Raw genomic sequence first — 16,131 nt, forward strand, 5'->3', positions numbered from 1 at the left:
TCAACGCCTCGTCACCAGAACACCGCCGGCCAGCGCCGTCAGCACGATCAAACCCTGCACCAGTGTCTGGTACTCGAAGGGCAGGCCCGCAAAGAAAATCACATTGCCGATCATGCCCAGCACCAGCGCGCCGGCAATCGACCCCGTCGAGCTGCCGAAGCCGCCGGACAATGCGGTGCCGCCCAGAACCACCGCCGAGATGGAAGACAGCGCCAGGCTTGCGCCGAGCAGAGGATCGCCTGAAGCCGTTTCACCCGTCAGGCAGAGCGCTGCCAGCGCCGAAAACAGACCGGAGATCATATATGCGCCGATGCGGATGCCGGAAAGGCGCAGACCCGTCTGGAAGGCGCCGGTGCGATTGCCACCCACGGCAAGCAGATGCGTGTGGAAAGGAATGCGCGACACGATCAGCGTGAAGGCGATGCCCGCCAGCAGTACCCACAGCACGAAGGGCAGGCCGATGAAGCTGCCGGAATAGGTCTGCCAATAGGCTTCCGGCACCGGAAGACCTGCCTGCGGCAAGACCCAGATCGCCAGACCGGCAAAGATGATGCCGGTTGCGAAGGTCGTGACGATAGGCTGGAAGCGCAGGCCGGAAATGAAGAAACCATTGACCAGTCCACACAGCAGCCCGACAGCCGCACCCGCCGCCATGCCGGCGAAGACAGCACCCGTCGTGCCGCCGAGTGCGGCGATGACGCTGACGGTGACGACATTGGCGAGCGCCACGATGCTGCCGACCGACAGATCGATATCTCCGGCCAGAATGACGTAGGTCTGGCCGATGGCGACCAGGATCAGCGGCAAAAACGTCGTCAGGTTCGATTGCAGCACGGAGGGCTGAACGAAGGATGGCTGCAAAAACGTGTTCACGGCAACGAGAACGGCCAGAACGACGAGGGTGATGATCCAGGGTTGCCTGCGCAGAACGCCTTGGGAATTCATGCGGCGTCTCCATAGGCGGCGCGGGTCATGTTGACGGATGTCATGTCGGCTCCGGTCAGTTCCGCAGAGATGCGTCCGCCGTTGAAGACGAGAATGCGGTCGGCATATTCGAGGATTTCCGCATCTTCCGAGGAATAGAGAAGAATGGTCGCGCCGGCATCGGCCTGTTGCCGCATCAGCGCGAAGAGATCGGCCTTGGCGCCGAGATCGATACCCTTGGTCGGGTCGTCGAGCAGCAGCAGTTTCGGGGCGGTGGCGAGCCAGCGGGAGATGAAGATTTTCTGCTGGTTGCCGCCTGAAAGCGTGCCGATGGCCATGTCCATGCCGGCAAACTTTGTCTTCATATCATCAGCGACCTTTTGCACCCGCGGCTTCAAAGTTGCGGGCCGAACCAGCCGCATCTTTTCGCGCACCATGAGCGCGGCAACGAGATTTTCGAAGATCGAGCGGCCCTGAAGCGAGGCGTCACGACCTCTATCGCCCGAGACATAGGCAAAACCGTTGTGAACCGCCTGCGAAGGCTTGCCGATGGTGATTTCACGGCCCTCGAAGCGGACTTGGCCTGTTGCAAAGGGACTGGCGCCGAAGAGGCCTTTCAGCAGGGCCGATTGGCCCTGCCCCTGCAAACCAGCCAGACCGACGATTTCGCCCGGATAGGCTTCCAGGGTAACGCCACGAACGCCATCACCCGCAACATCCGTCACCTTCAGGCTGGGTGCGGCGGCAGCGTGTCCCTGCTGGCGGGCGGGTGCTGCGCGAACATCGCCGACCATGTCATGCACGACGGCTTCACGGGTGGTGGCTGCGGTGTCGAGTTCGGAAATCGTCGCGCCGTTGCGCATCACGGTAATGCGGTCGCAGACGGCGAAAACCTCGTCGAGACGGTGGGAAATCATGATGGTCGAGATACCGTCGGCCTTCTTGGCCCGGAGTATCTCGAAAAAGCGCTGAGACTGGCGGCCATCGAGCGCCGCCGTCGCCTCGTCCATGATCATCAGGCTGGCATTCTGGGCGAAGACCTTGAGGATTTCGACCAGCTGACGCTGATCCGGCGGCAGATTGCCGACAATCGCATCTGGACCCAGCCCCTCGCCCGCCACGCCGTCAAACAGCGCGATTAGTCTCGCCGCTTCGGCTTTCAGGGCTTTGCCGTCAACAAAGATGCCGCGTTTCGGCTCGCGGCCGAGAAAGATGTTATCGGCGACGGAAAGCTGCGGAATGAGGCTCAGCTCCTGATAAAACAGGGCGATGCCGGCATTTTCAGCGTCACGCGGGCTTTTGAAGCGCACTTCCGCACCGTTGAACCGGATCGTGCCGCTGGTTGGCGCAACCGCGCCCGCAACGATCTTGCAAAGCGTGCTCTTGCCGCAGCCATTGGCGCCCAGCAGCGCGTGAATTTCACCGCGACCGACGGTCAGCCTGCCGGCGGAAAGCGCGCGCACGGCGCCAAAATTCTTCGTTATGCCGGCCGCTTCCAAAGCGTTCGCCATCGCAAGTCCCCGAATAATGCTTGTCACAGGCGGATGGCCAAGGCCCTCTCCGCACTCGAAATTGTGGTTCGGGCCGGCGTTCGCCGCCAGCCCGAGAGCGGTCTTACTTGAAGAACTCGCCAGCCTGCTCCGGCGTCACGGTTGCCGTGACTGACCAGTAACCAGGCTTGCCATCGGCGGCCTTGATATTGTCGGCAAGGTTGTCGTTGCTGACGAAGGGGATCGGAATATAGATGGCGTTGCCATAGGTGCCACCGAAGACGCCGTCCTTGAATTCCTTGCCCTGCAGCTTCAGGACAGCAACGTTGAGCGCGCTGGCCATGACACCGGGAGGATTGACCGAAGCGCCGGAATTGAACTTTTCCTTTTCCCAGCGCGTCATGAAGTCCTTGCGGATTTCACCGGTCGCGGCAATGTCCTTGGTCTTGCCGGCGGCTTCGATGGCGCGCCATGCGCCGTCCGCCATGCCGTCCTGCACCCAGACGCCGCTGATATCGGGATAGGTGGCAAGCAGGTTCTGCATGGCCTGCTGGCCCTGCGCCTGATCCCAGCTCGCATTGGCTTCGTTCAGCACCTTGATATCAGGATATTTCTTGAACACTTCGCGGTAACCGGCGACGCGGGCTTCGTTTGCCGGGTTACCGGCGATGCCGTTGATGGCAACGACACTTCCCTTGCCCTTAAGCGCATCCGCAAGCCACTGCGCGGACTGTGCCGCCCATGCCTTCTGGTCGATGCCGACATAGATCGCATCCTTCGAGGACACTTCGGCGTCGGTGGCGATAACGAGAATGTTGCGCGCCTTGGCCTGCGCGAAGATCGGATCGAAAGCCGTCGGGCTGCCGGGATTGATGAGGATCGCATCAACGCCCTGGTTCATGAAATTGCGGATATGGCCGATCTGCCCCTGCACATCGACATTGCCGCTTTGAACGACGACTTCGACCTTGACGCCTTTTTCGCCCCAAGCCTTTGCGGCCGCCTGGGCTTCCTCGATCATCTGCGTGCGCCATTCGCTTCCGACGAACGAGTTGGAAAGACCGATCTTGAAGCTCTGCTCTTGGGCATACGCGGACGTGCCGGCCGCCAGCACCAAAGCGGCGGCAGCCATCAAATGTCTAAACATGAAATTTGCTCCTCCAAGCACGGTTTTTAACTAATGAAACCGTTTACATGAGCGAATGTAACCGTTTTCATTATCAAGTCAATCCCGAACGGGATTTTTCTGGCGGTGTCTGGAAGGGAGGTAAAATCAGTGCTGACAGTGTCGCAAAATACGCGCAAAAGAGTGCGATAAACCCTCAAGATGATCGAAGCCTGCGGCTTTTAAAAACGTCTGGAGCCTGTTCGCCCCATCAGGTTTGAACGCCGCTGTGGACAACAGTGGAATTCCCGCCTCAAATCACCACACAATTCCAAGCAGGAGAATGACCATGGAAATATTGCGCGCAGGAACCCGGGCATCCGCCAGAGGGCCTGAAGACTGGTTCACCGGCACCGTCCGCATTGATCCGCTGTTCAACCCCTTCGACGCGGAGCGGGTTCAGGGTGCGCAGGTCACCTTCGAGCCTGGTGCCCGTACCGCCTGGCACACCCATCCACTCGGCCAGACACTGATCGTCGTCTCGGGTTTTGGTCGTGTGCAGCGTGAGGGTGGCCCGGTGGAAGAAATCCGGCCCGGCGATATCGTCTGGTTCGCACCCGGAGAAAGGCATTGGCATGGCGCAGCTCCCAATGCCGCCATGACTCATATTGCGCTTCAGGAAGTCAAGGACGGCAAGGTGGTGGACTGGATGGAGAAGGTGACGGACGACCAATATGGCGGCTGACACCGCCATTCGGGTGTGTCCGTTACGCGTCTAAAACGGGCACGTCCGCATCATCCGCCTGATGATGAGCAGTTGATGGCCAAATCCGGAAAGACCGAAATATTTCAGGCGCACGATTTAAACTTTGACTTGTATCCGCAATGGGTGAAACCTTCATCTCATCGCGGATACAAGGTGGAGAATCGTGATCTTATCGGGTGAAAGTTTTATCGCCTCCATCAGCGCCGATACGGTCGCAACCCCATGTCCGTGACATTCGACAGGCGTGATGTGATTGCAGGATTGTCGATTGCCGGCCTGATGCTGCCGGAAGCGATCGCCTATTCGGGAATCGCCGGCGTTCCGGCTCAGCATGCCATTCTTGCGGCGATCATGGGCTGCATCGTTTATGCCATTTTTGGCCAGAGCCGGTTTGCGGTCGTCTCGCCCACATCCTCCTCCGCCGCAATATTGGCCGCGATGCTCGCGACGCTTTCCGTCACACCGGCACAGAAGATGCTGCTTGTCGCCATTTCGGTCGCACTGGTGGGCATTCTGTTTCTCTTGGCGGCGGCCACGCGGCTCGGCGCGCTGTCGAGCGTGATTTCGCGCCCGGTGCTGCGCGGTTTTGCTTTCGGTCTCGCCATTCTGATCACGACCAAGCAATTGCCGAGCCTTTTTGGAATAAAGGAGCAAACGGGCGAACCTCTGGCGATCCTGTTGCAGATCTTCTCCCATCCGCGAGACTGGAGCCTCGAAAGCATCGCTGTCGGCCTCACGGCACTTGCCGTACTGCTCCTCCTGCGTAAACACCCGATCCTTCCCGGCAGCCTTGTCGTGATTGTGGCGGGCATTGCCGTCTCGATGCTGCTTGATCTTCAAAGCCGCGGCGTCGCCATTGTCGGCCCCATCGATCTTGCCGGAATATGGGCAGGCCCGCTTTCGGTATCGCTCGATGATGTCGCGCATGTCGCCCGCTTTGCGCCGCCGCTGGTCCTCATTCTCTTTGCGGAATCCTGGGGCACGATCCGCAGCTTTTCGCTTCGGCACGGTGAAAATGTCGATTCCAATCGCGAATTGCGGGCCTTCGGGCTTGCCAACATCGCCAGCGCCGCCGTGCAGGGCATGCCGGTCGGCGCCGGCTTTTCCGCCGGTGCGGCAAGCGAAGCGGTCGGCCCGCAGAGCCGCCTCGCCTCGGCCATCGCCGCAATCGGCCTTGCGATCTTCAGCCTGCTCGCCGCCGGCTGGTTCGCCTTCATTCCGCAGGCGGTGCTGGCAGCCATCATCGCCGTCGCCCTGCTGCACGCGCTTGATCCGACGCCGATCATCCGCTTGTGGCGGCTTGGCAATGATGCCTGGCTGGCACTTGCCGCCGCCGCCGGCGTGCTGGCATTCGGCGTTCTGAACGGCATGCTCGTTGCCGTCGCGCTTTCCTTCGCCGTCTTCGTCCGTCGGCTTTCCCTGCCTCATGTGATGCATCTCGGCAGGCTGGGCGACAGCCACGATTTCGTCGACATGGAACGCCATCCGGATGCCAAGGACATACCGGGCATGATTATCCTGCGCCCGGCGCAGCCGCTGTTTTTCGGCAATGCCGAGCCGATCCTTGCCGCCGTCACCAAACGCATCGCCGCAAGGCCGGAACTGCACGTCGCGATCATCAGTCTTGAGGAAAGTTTCGAACTGGATTCCACCGCGCTCGATGCGCTGCTGGAATTCGATACGGCGATGCAGCGTGGCGGCACCACGGTCTATTATGCCCGCATGCACGACCATGTACGTGATTTGCTGCTCGCTGGCGGCGGGAGTGATCTGGTGGCGCGCAGCAGTTTCAGCGTCGATGATGCCGTAACCACGGCCATGGGCCGGGAGAACAATCATGCCACAGCCTCTTGAACCCCATCTCAGCCCGGTTGAAATCACTGCGCTCAGGCCAACGCAGATGACGGTTGGCCTTCGCGAGGTGGAAAACAAACGCAAACAATGGGCCGCCATTCGCGAAGAAAAAGGGCCTGATTTTCTCGGCCATCACATGGTGCCCGTCGTCATCGGCTATAAACAGCGTCTCTATCTGGTCGATCACCATCATCTTGCGCTGGCTTTGCATGACGAGGGCGTAAAACATGTGCTGACCAGCATCGTTGCTGATCTCTCCCATCTCGGCCGGCAGGAATTCTGGTCAGTGATGGATCATCGCAGTCTTGTTTATCCTTTCAACGCGGACGGCAAGCGTTGTCCCATCGATGAGTTGCCAAAGCGGATCGTCGATCTCGAGGACGATCCTTTCCGCTCGCTGGCCGGCGCGGTTCGCGATGCCGGCGGTTTCGCCAAGATCGACGCGCCCTTCACCGAATTTCTCTGGGCGGACTTTTTTCGCCGCCGGGTGAGCAGCAAAGACTTGCGGCATTCCTTTGATGAGACGATGGCCGAGGCCGTGGAACTGGCGCGCTCGCATGACGCACGACATCTTCCCGGCTGGTGCGGGAGAACCGAATGACAACCCTTCCCTCCCTTTTCAGATGGATTGCAGCGACCGGCGTCGCACTTTTCGTGCTGGGGATAACCGGCCTTTCCGCGCAGGAGCCACCACCGGCAAAAGCGCCTTCCGCCGCACAGACGACGGAGCAGAAGGTTGACCAGTTGCTGCAACTTCTCGGGCAGGACGACGTTCGTGCCCTGCTCGCGCAGAAACTTGCGACAACTGGCGCGGAGCCGCCTCCGCAAACGGCATCACCAAGTCAGTTGAGTGATCTCGACCAATGGGCGAGCAAGCGGCGGGAACATCTTGCCCGCATCATGGGCGAACTGCCCGTCATGTCCTCGCAGATTACTTCCGCCTGGGAAAGGCTCGGCGATGCGATCCGTGTCTACGGCCCCTTCATCTTTTTGCTGCATGTGCTGATCCTCTTCGGCGCCGGCCTTGCAGGCGGCATTGTCACCAACCGCATCATCGTCATGCACGCATCCCGCAGGAACGGCGGGGATATCGGCAAATATGCCTCCGCTGTCGTGTCGAGGCGGCTTCTGCCCCTGTTCGGATACGGTCTTGTCGCAACCGCCATGTTCCTCAGCATCCAGTGGCCGCCCCTTTTGAGTGCCGTTCTACTGCCCTGGCTCGTTATGAGCATTCTCCTGCCGGTGCTTTTTGCCGTTTCCGGCCTGTTGCGACAGGTGGTTGGCCGCGAAACCAGCCCGCGGCGTGATTTCTGGATCGTCCGCTGGACTTGGCTTGCAACGCTTGCGGGGTTTTGCTGGGCGTTGCTCAGGACGCTCGAAAATCTCGGCGTTCCGCGCGATACGCTCGGTCTGTTGTCCACTGGCATGGTCGGTCTCCTGTTTCTGCTCGCCAGCCTCTGGATATGGCGGCGGCCCGGAGGCGATCCGGGTTCTGAGCGGACGCGGGCGATCGATGTCGCGCTAATCTTCTGCCTCATCATCCTCTTCGGATTGCGCCTTGCCGGCGCAGGCGTGCTGTTCTGGATCGGGCTTTATGCGCTTGTCCTGCCGGGCCTTGCCTCGACGCTCGGCATCGCCGCGCGGAAACTCGCAACCGATATTGGCGGTTACAGTGAGAGCGACCTTCGCCCCGTTCTGGCCGAGCGCGGCGTGCGGCTCGCCATCGTCGGAACGGCCATCGTCTGGCTGATCTTCCTCGTCCGCGCCCATCCGGATTCCCTGCCTGATGGCGCCCTGCTCACCTCCATCGTCGTCGGCGTCCTGCACGGCGCACTCATCCTGCTGCTTGCCGATCTCATATGGATCGCCATCAAGTCGATGATCGCCCGCCGGCTGGAATTGAGCGCCCCTGTCGGCGACGCAATGAGCGGCCACTCCGGCGGCCAGCCGCAGGACGACCGGCTTTTGACCATTCTGCCGATCCTGCGCAACATGCTCGGCATCATCATCGCCGCTGTCGCCGTCATGACGGCGCTTTCGGAACTCGGCGTCAATATCGGGCCGCTGCTGGCCAGCGCCGGCATTTTCGGCATCGCCATCGGTTTCGGCTCACAGACGCTGGTGAAAGATATCATCAGCGGCGTGTTTTACATGATCGATGACGCCTTCCGTGTCGGCGAATATATTCAGAGCGGTTCCTATCGCGGCACCGTGGAATCCTTCAGCATCCGCTCGGTCAAGCTGCGCCACCATCGCGGCCCGATTTTCACCGTGCCGTTCGGGTCGCTCGGCGCGGTCGAAAACATGAGCCGTGACTGGTCGATCGATAAATTCATGGTCACCGTCGCCTTCGATACCGATATCGCCAAGGTCAAGGCCATCACCAAGGAGATCGGCAAGGCACTGAAAGAGGATCCGGAATTCGGCCCGTTCCTCATCGAGACCGTCAAGCTGAAGGGTGTCGAGCACTTCGGCGAATATGGCATGACGCTCGGTTTCGGCATGATGCTGCGCGCCGGCGGGCAATCCTCAGTGGTGCGGCGCAAGGCCTATTCGATGTTGAAGGATGCATTTGCTGAAAACGACATTCAGTTCGCCAGCATGACGGGCGCCTATCCCGCCGCGCGGTCCGCGAAGCGCCCGGAGGAGGAGCAGGGCGGCGACATGGAGCCGCCGCCCGAAGAGTAAAGCTCCCGCTCTCGCGCTCTGCTGCACTTACCCCATGCGCTCGGACACATATTCCCCCGGCGAAGCCGGAAACACCACGGTTCTGTTGCCGTTGAGGAAGACCCGGTGGTGAATATGGGCGTGGATGGCGCGGGCAAGCACCTGGCTTTCAACATCGCGGCCAAGCGAGACGTAATCGAGACCGCTCTGGGCATGGGTCACTCGGATCGTATCCTGCTCGATGATCGGCCCTTCATCGAGATCGGCAGTGACGTAGTGGGCAGTCGCGCCGATCAGCCGCACTCCGCGCTCATAGGCCTGCTTGTAAGGGTTTGCGCCCTTGAACGATGGCAGGAAAGAATGATGGATGTTGATGATGCGCCCCGACATTTCCTGACAGAGCCGGTCCGACAGAACCTGCATGTAGCGGGCCAGAACCACGAGTTCCGCGCCGGTATCCTGCACCACCTGCAGGATTTCCGCTTCGGCCTCCGGTTTCGTCTGCGGCGTGACACGGATGTGGTGGAAGGGAATATCCTCGTTCACCACCTGCTTCTGGTAATCGAGATGATTGGAGATCACCGCGACGATCTTTACCGGCAGGGCGCCAATGCGGGAGCGATACAGCAGATCGTTGAGGCAATGGCCAAAGCGCGACACCATGATCACCACCTTGGTTTTGCGGGAGAGATCATGGAAATCGTAATCCATGTCGAAATCCGCGGCGACGGGTGCGAAGCCTTCAAAGAGGGCGTCGCGCTCCAGCCCCTGTTCCGAAACGAAGCTCAGCCGCATGAAAAAACGGCCGGTCTCCTGATCGGTGAATTGCGAACTGTCGTTGATGTTGCAGCCGGACCGCGCGAGATATCCGGATATGGCGGCAACGATGCCGCTGCGCGCCGGGCACGAGACTTTCATGACATAGATGGTCAAAATCCTGCTCCCCCTTGATGGATCAGCACTCGGACAGTTTTGAAACCGTGGCGAGTTCAGGCGATTTCAGCGGCAAGTTCCCTGCAGCCGGTTTCAAGCAAATGGCCAAGATGCGGCAGGAAACTGTTCCAGATATCCATTCGGAAACGGTCTTCCGCATCGCGCCAGAGCACCACGGTCACGCCGTCGAAAATCGTCCGGCGGGCCTCTCCCACCGCAATCGTGTCGATATCGCGGGCGCAGCCAAGCGTCAGAAGTTCAGCGGCTCGCGGCCCCTCGATCAGCAGCGTCACTTCCCGACCGGAAATATCGACGAGGCTGTGCGGATGGCCGGCATAAACGCCGGCGCAGGCCGCGAGCAATTCGCTGACTTCACCGGCAGGGGCAAGGATCGTCCATTCATCGGGGCCAAGGCGCACGGCCTGTCTTTCGCCAGCGGAGGCGCGAGCGCCTATCCGCTCGGGCAGGGTCAGGCCAAGTGCCGCGCCTAGTGACGCGACATCACCACGGGCGCGCAGCGACAGCCGCGCCTGCGCCGGCAGGATGCTGACCCGCGCCGCCTTGCTCTCAGCCAAGGTGCCGGAAATGGGGGAGGAAACACGCATGTTCATTGTCATCTCCGGGTCAGATTTTCAGGCGGGTGTTTTCGGGATCGACAAATACCATCCCGGTGATTTTCGCAGCAATGGTGCGGTCCAGCATCGGGATATAGACGGTCTCGCCCATCCGCTCATGACCACCCTCGACCAGCGCCAGCGCAATCGGCTGGCCAACCGCATCCGAATGGTAGGATGAGGTCACATGCCCCACCATCTTCATCGGGATCGGCTGTTTCGGATCAAAGACGATCTGCGCCCCCTCCTCCAGCTTCGAGCGGTCTTCAGTCAGAAGGCCGACGAGATGGCGACGGCCCTTGGCGACAAGATCGGGGCGGGCAAGACCGCGCTTGCCGACGAAATCGGGCTTCGCCTTGCCCACGGCCCAGCCCATCGCCGCATCATAGGGCGTGACAGTCCCGTCTGTATCCTGACCGACGATGATGTAACCCTTTTCGGCGCGCAGCACGTGCATGGTTTCAGTGCCATAAGCGGTGATGTCGTATTGCTGGCCGGCCTCCCACAGGATTTCCCAGAGCTTGCGGCCGAGCGGCGCCGGCACATTGACCTCAAAGCCGATCTCACCGGTGAAGCTCACGCGGAACAGCCGCGCCGGCATGCCGGCCACCGTGCATTCCACGCAGGACATATGCGGGAAAGCCTCTTCCGTCAGCTCAATCCCTTCGACAAGCGGTGCGAGCAGCTTGGCCGCATTCGGGCCGTTCAGCGCGATGGTGGACCACTGTTCGGTGGTTGAGGTCAGCCAGACATTGAGATCCGGCCATTCGGTCTGGAGGTAATCCTCCATCATGTTCAGCACCCGGGCGGCACCGCCTGTCGTGGTGGTGACGTGGAAACGGTCTTCGGTCATGCGGCCGATGACTCCGTCATCGCGAATGAAGCCGTCATCGCCGAGCAGCAGGCCATAACGGCAGCGGCCGGGCGCGAGCTTCGACCACGGATTGGTATACATGCGGTTCATGAACTCAACCGCGTCAGGACCGACGACCTCGATCTTGCCGAGTGTCGAAGCATCGAAAATGCCCACGCTCTGGCGCACCGCCCGGCATTCGCGGCCGACCGCCGCGTCCATATCTTCACCGGGTTTTGGGAAATACCAGGCGCGACGCCATTGCCCGACCGGTTCATAGACCGCGCCATGCGCCTCAGCCCAGCCATCGATCTGTGTTTTGCGTGTTACTTCAAAATGCGCGCCGCGATGATAACCGGCGAAGGCTCCGAAGGTCGTTGGCGTATAGGGCGGGCGGAAGGTGGTGAGGCCGACCTGCGGCTGGGGTTTGCCAAGCGCTTCGGCCGCAATGTTGAGACCGTTGATATTCGACATCTTGCCTTGATCGGTGGCCATGCCATTGGTCGTATAACGCTTGACGTGCTCGATGGAGCGCATGCCCTCGCGCACGGCGAGCCGCAGATCCTTGGCGGTCACATCGTTCTGGTAATCGACGAAGGCCTTGGCCTTGCCGGCATCGCGGTCGCTCGGCAATTCGGTGTGCGACACGCCGCTGCCGGTGCGGTCATGTTCCACCGCATGGCCGGCGGCATTGGCGGCCTTGCCGAGTGCTGTGGCGACTTCACGACCGCGCTCCGCACCGTCCTTCAGCGCGGTCTCGATGCCCCACAGTCCGCGTCCGGCCCCGGCAATCACGCAATCCTCATTGGTGAGAGCAGGCAGGAAGGTGGTCCGTTCGTCATCCCAGGCGAGCTTGCCCTGCGTGTGGGAGAAGAGATGCAGCGATGGCGTCCAGCCGCCGGACATCAGCACCGCGTCACAGGCAATCTCCTGTCCCGCGCCGACCGTTGCCCCCTTGACCGGATTGACCCGGACAGATTTGACCCGCAGCCGCCCGGAGGTCGCCGTCACCGTATGCGACAGCTTGACCGGAATGCCCAGCGCCAGCGCCTCATTCACCAGCTCTTCCCGCACCGTCGCGCGGGTATCGATAATCGCCTGAACGCGTGCGCCTGCGCCGTGAAGATCGAAGGCCGCGTACCAGGCGCTGTCATGGCTCGTCACCACCACCGGGCTATTGCCGACCTTGACGCCATAGCGGTTCAGATAGGTCTGGGCGGAACCTGCCAGCATCACGCCCGGCCGGTCGTTGCCGTGGAAAACCAGCGGCTTTTCCAGCGCCCCCTGCGCCAGCACCACCTGACGTGCCCTGACCCGCCACAGACGTTCGCGTGGCATGTCCTTCGGTACGGTTTCCAGATGGTCGGTCAGCTTTTCGCAGAGGCCGATCATGTTGTGGTGGTAATAGGCAATGGCCGTGGTGCGGGTCATGACCCTAACGCCGTGTTCCTTCAGCGCCTTCAACTCATCCGCAAGCCAGGTCCATGCGGGTTTGCCATCGATCTTCGCCTGCGGCTCGGACAGCAGCGTGCCACCGGCCTCGGCATTTTCATCGACCAGCACGACCTTCAGACCATCGACCGCCGCCGCACGCGCCGCAGCGAGACCGGCAGGACCAGCGCCGACGATCAGCACATCGCAATGCAGGTTGCGCGAGGCATAGGTGTCGGGGTCTTCCTCCGTCGGCGAAACGCCGAGACCAGCCGCCGCGCGGATGAAGGGTTCATAGACCTTGTTCCAGAAGCTCTTCGGCCACATGAAGGTCTTGTAGTAGAAACCGGCCGAAAACAGCATATAGGCCATGTCGTTGACCGCGCCGATATCGAATTTCAGGCTCGGATATTTGTTCTGCGAGGTGGTTTCCAGCCCGTTCCAGATTTCCTGCACCGTGGCGCGGGTGTTCGGCTCGAACTGACCGGTGCCGCGGCGGGTGCCGATCAGCGCATTCGGCTCTTCGGAACCCGCCGCAACCGGGCCGCGCGGGCGGTGGTATTTGAACGAGCGGCCCATAAGATGCACGCCATTGGCCAGAAGTGCCGAGGCGACGGTATCGCCCCTCACGCCACGATAGGTCTTGCCATCGAAGGTGAAGCTTACCGAGCGGGCGGCATCCACACGACCACGGCCGGAAACGCGATAGGAATTCATTTCGACACCTCGGAGCTTACTGGTGTGCGTGTCAGGGCAGACAGTTCAGGACGTGGTTCACCCGCGCGATAGGTCGTAAGGAACCGGTCACTCACCGTATCGCGCACGGCATTGAAGAAGCGGCCACAGCCATGCAGATGCCGCCAGCGCTCGAAATGCGGACCTTTGACGTTTTCGCGGATGAACAGGAATTCCTCCCATTGTTCATCACTCTGCGACGACGGGTCAGCGGCGCGGACGACATGGGCCTGTCCGGCATAGGTGAACTCGGCTTCCGGCAGCGTTTCGTTGCAATAGGGGCAGCGGATCAAAAGCATCGTCGTATCCTCGGAGCATTTCCAGTAAAAGTGCGAAGCGGTTTTACGTCCGGAAAATGCGTGAATTAATGCGCCACGGCGGCGGCGGCGGCCTCGTCGATCAGACGGCCGGAACGGAAACGTTCCAGCGTAAACGGCGCGTTGATCGGGTGCGGTTCGTTTTTGGCAATGGTCCAGGCGAAGGTGTGGGCCGCCCCCGGTGTGGCCTTGAAGCCGCCGGTTCCCCAGCCGCAATTGACGTAGAGCCCGTCGACCGGCGTCTTGCCGAGAATGGCCGAACGATCCGGCGTCACATCGACAATGCCGCCCCATTTGCGCAGCATGCGCATGCGGTTGAAGATCGGAAAGATTTCGACAATGGCCGCGATGGTATGCTCGATCAGCGGCAGGCCGCCGCGCTGCGAATAGGAGGTATACTGGTCCGTACCCGAACCAATCACCAACTCGCCCTTGTCGGACTGGCTGATATAGGCATGGACGGCGTTGGACATGACCACGCAGGGGAAAATCGGCTTGATCGGTTCCGACACCAGCGCCTGCAGCGGATAGCTTTCGAGCGGCAGGCGCACACCGGCGGTATCCATGACGACCGATGTATGGCCGGCAGCGGAAACCGCCACCTTCTTTGCCTTGATGAAGCCCCGCGCCGTTTCGACACCGGCGACGGAACCATCGGCATTGCGGCGAATGGCGGTCACAGGGCAATTCTGGATGATATCGACACCGCGGGCGGCGGCACCACGCGCATACCCCCAGGCGACCGCATCATGGCGCGCCGTGCCGGCCCGTTCCTGCAACGCACCACCCATGATCGGATAACGGGCATTGGGGGAAATACTGAGCGGCGGGCAATATTCCTTGCATTCCTCTGTCGTGAGCCAGCGATTATCGACGCCGTTCAAGCGGTTGGAATGAATGTGACGCTTGAAGCTCTGCACGTCGTGAACGTTATGGGCCAGCATCAGCACGCCGCGCTTTGAATACATGACGTTGTAGTTCAGTTCCTGGCTCAAATTCTCCCACAGATCGACGGCGTGATCATAAAGCCGGGCGCTTTCATCATAGAGATAATTGGAGCGGATGATCGTCGTGTTGCGGCCGGTATTGCCGCCGCCGAGCCAGCCCTTGTCGATGACGGCGACATTGGTGATGCCGTGCTGGCTGGCGAGATAATACGCAGCGCCCAGACCATGGCCGCCAGCGCCGACGATGACCACGTCATATTCGGCCTTCGGCTGGCTGTCGGGCCATTGCTCGTCCCAGTTCTTGTGGCCGGTCAGGGCGTTCTTCAAAAGATTGAAAGCATTAAAACGCGTCATGAGCGGACCCGATGGTTAAAAAATCTCGTGTCGCAAAAGCTATGAAGATTTGCGTTGCCGCGGCTGGACAATCGCGTCTCTTTGCATGAATATTTGCGCCATGACCTCTCACCGCGCCAAGAAACGCCTCAGCGTCGCGTTCCTGCTTGCCGACCGTTTCACATTGTCGGCCTTCGCGAATTTCGTCGATGTGCTGCGCCTTGCCGCCGACGAGGCCGACCGCTCGCGCCCAATTCTCTGCGAATGGTCGGTGCTGTCGGCAACAATGGGCAGCGTTCAATCGAGCTGCGGTGTGAAGGTGCAGCCCGACACGCGGCTGATCGACGCCGGGCATTACGACTACATCGTTGTTGCTGGCGGCTTGATCAGCGATCACAGCGCCCTGCCGCCGGAAGCGCTGCGGTTCCTCAAACAGCGTGCAGCGGCCGGCACTCCCATTATCGGGCTCTGCACCGGCGTTTTCATTCTACACGAAGCGGGCCTGCTTGATGGTTATCGCTGCTGCGTGAGCTGGTTCCACCATCAGGATTTTCTCGACCGCTTCGACACGGTGCAGATGGTCTCCGACCAGATTTTCGTTATCGATCGCGACCGGCTGACCTGTTCGGGCGGCCACGGCTCCGCACATCTGGCGGCCTTCCTGGTGGAGCGCCATGTCGGCCAGTCCGCCGCCATCAAGAGCCTCAACATCATGATGATCGACAGCGCACTGAGCGGCGAAAAACCCCAGCCCGGCCAGCAGAGCGCACGCAGAGCCACGGACCCGCTGGTCAAAAAGGCGATCCTGCGCATGCAGCAGAATATCGAAGTGCCGAGAACCGTGCTGGAACTTGCCCGCGACCTCGGTCTTGGCCGTCGCAGCCTCGAACGGCGTTTTCTTGGTGACCTGAAGGCGACGCCATCGAAAGTCTATCTCGAACTGCGGCTGGACCGCGCGCTTTCCCTGTTACGCAAAACGGAAGACACGATCACCCAGATCGCGCTTGCCACCGGTTTTTGCGACGCGCCACATCTTTCGCGCACCTTGCGGGCCGAGCGGGGTTTCAGCCCCAGCGAATATCGCAAGACGCAGATTGGCCACGTCGCGACGGACGAGGAGTTCGCCGTCGGCGTGCTCCTGCCGCAATCCTGAAGATATTCG

At 61.0% G+C, this 16,131-nt stretch carries 13 protein-coding genes; 5 read left to right on the plus strand and 8 right to left on the minus strand.

What is annotated here, in order from left to right:
• The 3 genes from EXN68_RS22265 to EXN68_RS22275 form a co-directional block, all read right to left on the minus strand.
• On the minus strand, positions 1-945 hold the full coding sequence (locus EXN68_RS22265; protein WP_065117787.1) for an ABC transporter permease: 945 nt from the start codon (positions 943-945) through the stop codon (positions 1-3).
• A complete protein-coding gene (locus EXN68_RS22270) occupies positions 942-2,435 on the minus strand; it encodes a sugar ABC transporter ATP-binding protein (protein ID WP_142842908.1) in 1,494 nt (497 codons plus the stop codon). Before EXN68_RS22270 ends, EXN68_RS22265 begins: the two co-directional genes overlap by 4 nt.
• Positions 2,436-2,538: 103 nt before the next feature.
• Positions 2,539-3,561, minus strand: a complete 1,023-nt coding sequence (locus EXN68_RS22275; RefSeq protein WP_142842909.1) for a substrate-binding domain-containing protein — start codon at positions 3,559-3,561, stop codon at positions 2,539-2,541.
• Positions 3,562-3,868: 307 nt separating this feature from the next.
• Between EXN68_RS22275 and EXN68_RS22280 the strand changes: the two genes are divergently transcribed.
• From EXN68_RS22280 to EXN68_RS22295, 4 genes are all read left to right on the plus strand, one after another.
• Positions 3,869-4,264 carry a (R)-mandelonitrile lyase gene (locus EXN68_RS22280; protein ID WP_142842910.1) on the plus strand — a complete coding sequence of 132 codons (396 nt, stop codon included), beginning with the start codon at positions 3,869-3,871 and terminating at the stop codon, positions 4,262-4,264.
• Between the two features lie 243 nt (positions 4,265-4,507).
• Positions 4,508-6,139, plus strand: a complete 1,632-nt coding sequence (locus EXN68_RS22285) for a SulP family inorganic anion transporter (protein ID WP_142842911.1) — start codon at positions 4,508-4,510, stop codon at positions 6,137-6,139.
• A complete protein-coding gene (locus tag EXN68_RS22290; RefSeq protein ID WP_142842912.1) occupies positions 6,123-6,740 on the plus strand; it encodes a ParB-like protein in 618 nt (205 codons plus the stop codon). Before EXN68_RS22285 ends, EXN68_RS22290 begins: the two co-directional genes overlap by 17 nt.
• Positions 6,737-8,827, plus strand: a complete 2,091-nt coding sequence (locus tag EXN68_RS22295) for a mechanosensitive ion channel family protein (protein ID WP_142842913.1) — start codon at positions 6,737-6,739, stop codon at positions 8,825-8,827. Before EXN68_RS22290 ends, EXN68_RS22295 begins: the two co-directional genes overlap by 4 nt.
• 27 nt (positions 8,828-8,854) lie before the next feature.
• On the opposite strand, the gene purU is transcribed toward EXN68_RS22295, so the two are convergent.
• From purU to EXN68_RS22320, 5 genes are all read right to left on the minus strand, one after another.
• Positions 8,855-9,739, minus strand: a complete 885-nt coding sequence (gene purU / locus EXN68_RS22300) for a formyltetrahydrofolate deformylase (RefSeq protein ID WP_142842914.1) — start codon at positions 9,737-9,739, stop codon at positions 8,855-8,857.
• 56 nt (positions 9,740-9,795) lie between these two features.
• Positions 9,796-10,350 carry a sarcosine oxidase subunit gamma family protein gene (gene soxG / locus EXN68_RS22305; RefSeq protein WP_161991451.1) on the minus strand — a complete coding sequence of 185 codons (555 nt, stop codon included), beginning with the start codon at positions 10,348-10,350 and terminating at the stop codon, positions 9,796-9,798.
• Between the two features lie 13 nt (positions 10,351-10,363).
• The gene (locus EXN68_RS22310) at positions 10,364-13,354 is read right to left on the minus strand and encodes a sarcosine oxidase subunit alpha (RefSeq protein WP_142842916.1); all 2,991 of its coding nucleotides are present in this window, start codon (positions 13,352-13,354) and stop codon (positions 10,364-10,366) included.
• Complete coding sequence (locus tag EXN68_RS22315; RefSeq protein WP_142842917.1) at positions 13,351-13,671, minus strand: sarcosine oxidase subunit delta; 321 nt, start codon at positions 13,669-13,671, stop codon at positions 13,351-13,353. Before EXN68_RS22315 ends, EXN68_RS22310 begins: the two co-directional genes overlap by 4 nt.
• A gap of 65 nt (positions 13,672-13,736) precedes the next feature.
• Entirely contained in the window at positions 13,737-14,990 is a 1,254-nt protein-coding gene (locus EXN68_RS22320; protein WP_065117796.1) for a sarcosine oxidase subunit beta family protein, read from the minus strand.
• Positions 14,991-15,075: 85 nt separating this feature from the next.
• Between EXN68_RS22320 and EXN68_RS22325 the strand changes: the two genes are divergently transcribed.
• The gene (locus tag EXN68_RS22325; protein ID WP_065117797.1) at positions 15,076-16,122 is read left to right on the plus strand and encodes a GlxA family transcriptional regulator; all 1,047 of its coding nucleotides are present in this window, start codon (positions 15,076-15,078) and stop codon (positions 16,120-16,122) included.
• Positions 16,123-16,131 lie beyond the last annotated feature (9 nt).

The organism is Martinezella rhizogenes (genome assembly GCF_007002745.1).
Lineage (GTDB): Bacteria > Pseudomonadota > Alphaproteobacteria > Rhizobiales > Rhizobiaceae > Agrobacterium > Agrobacterium cucumeris.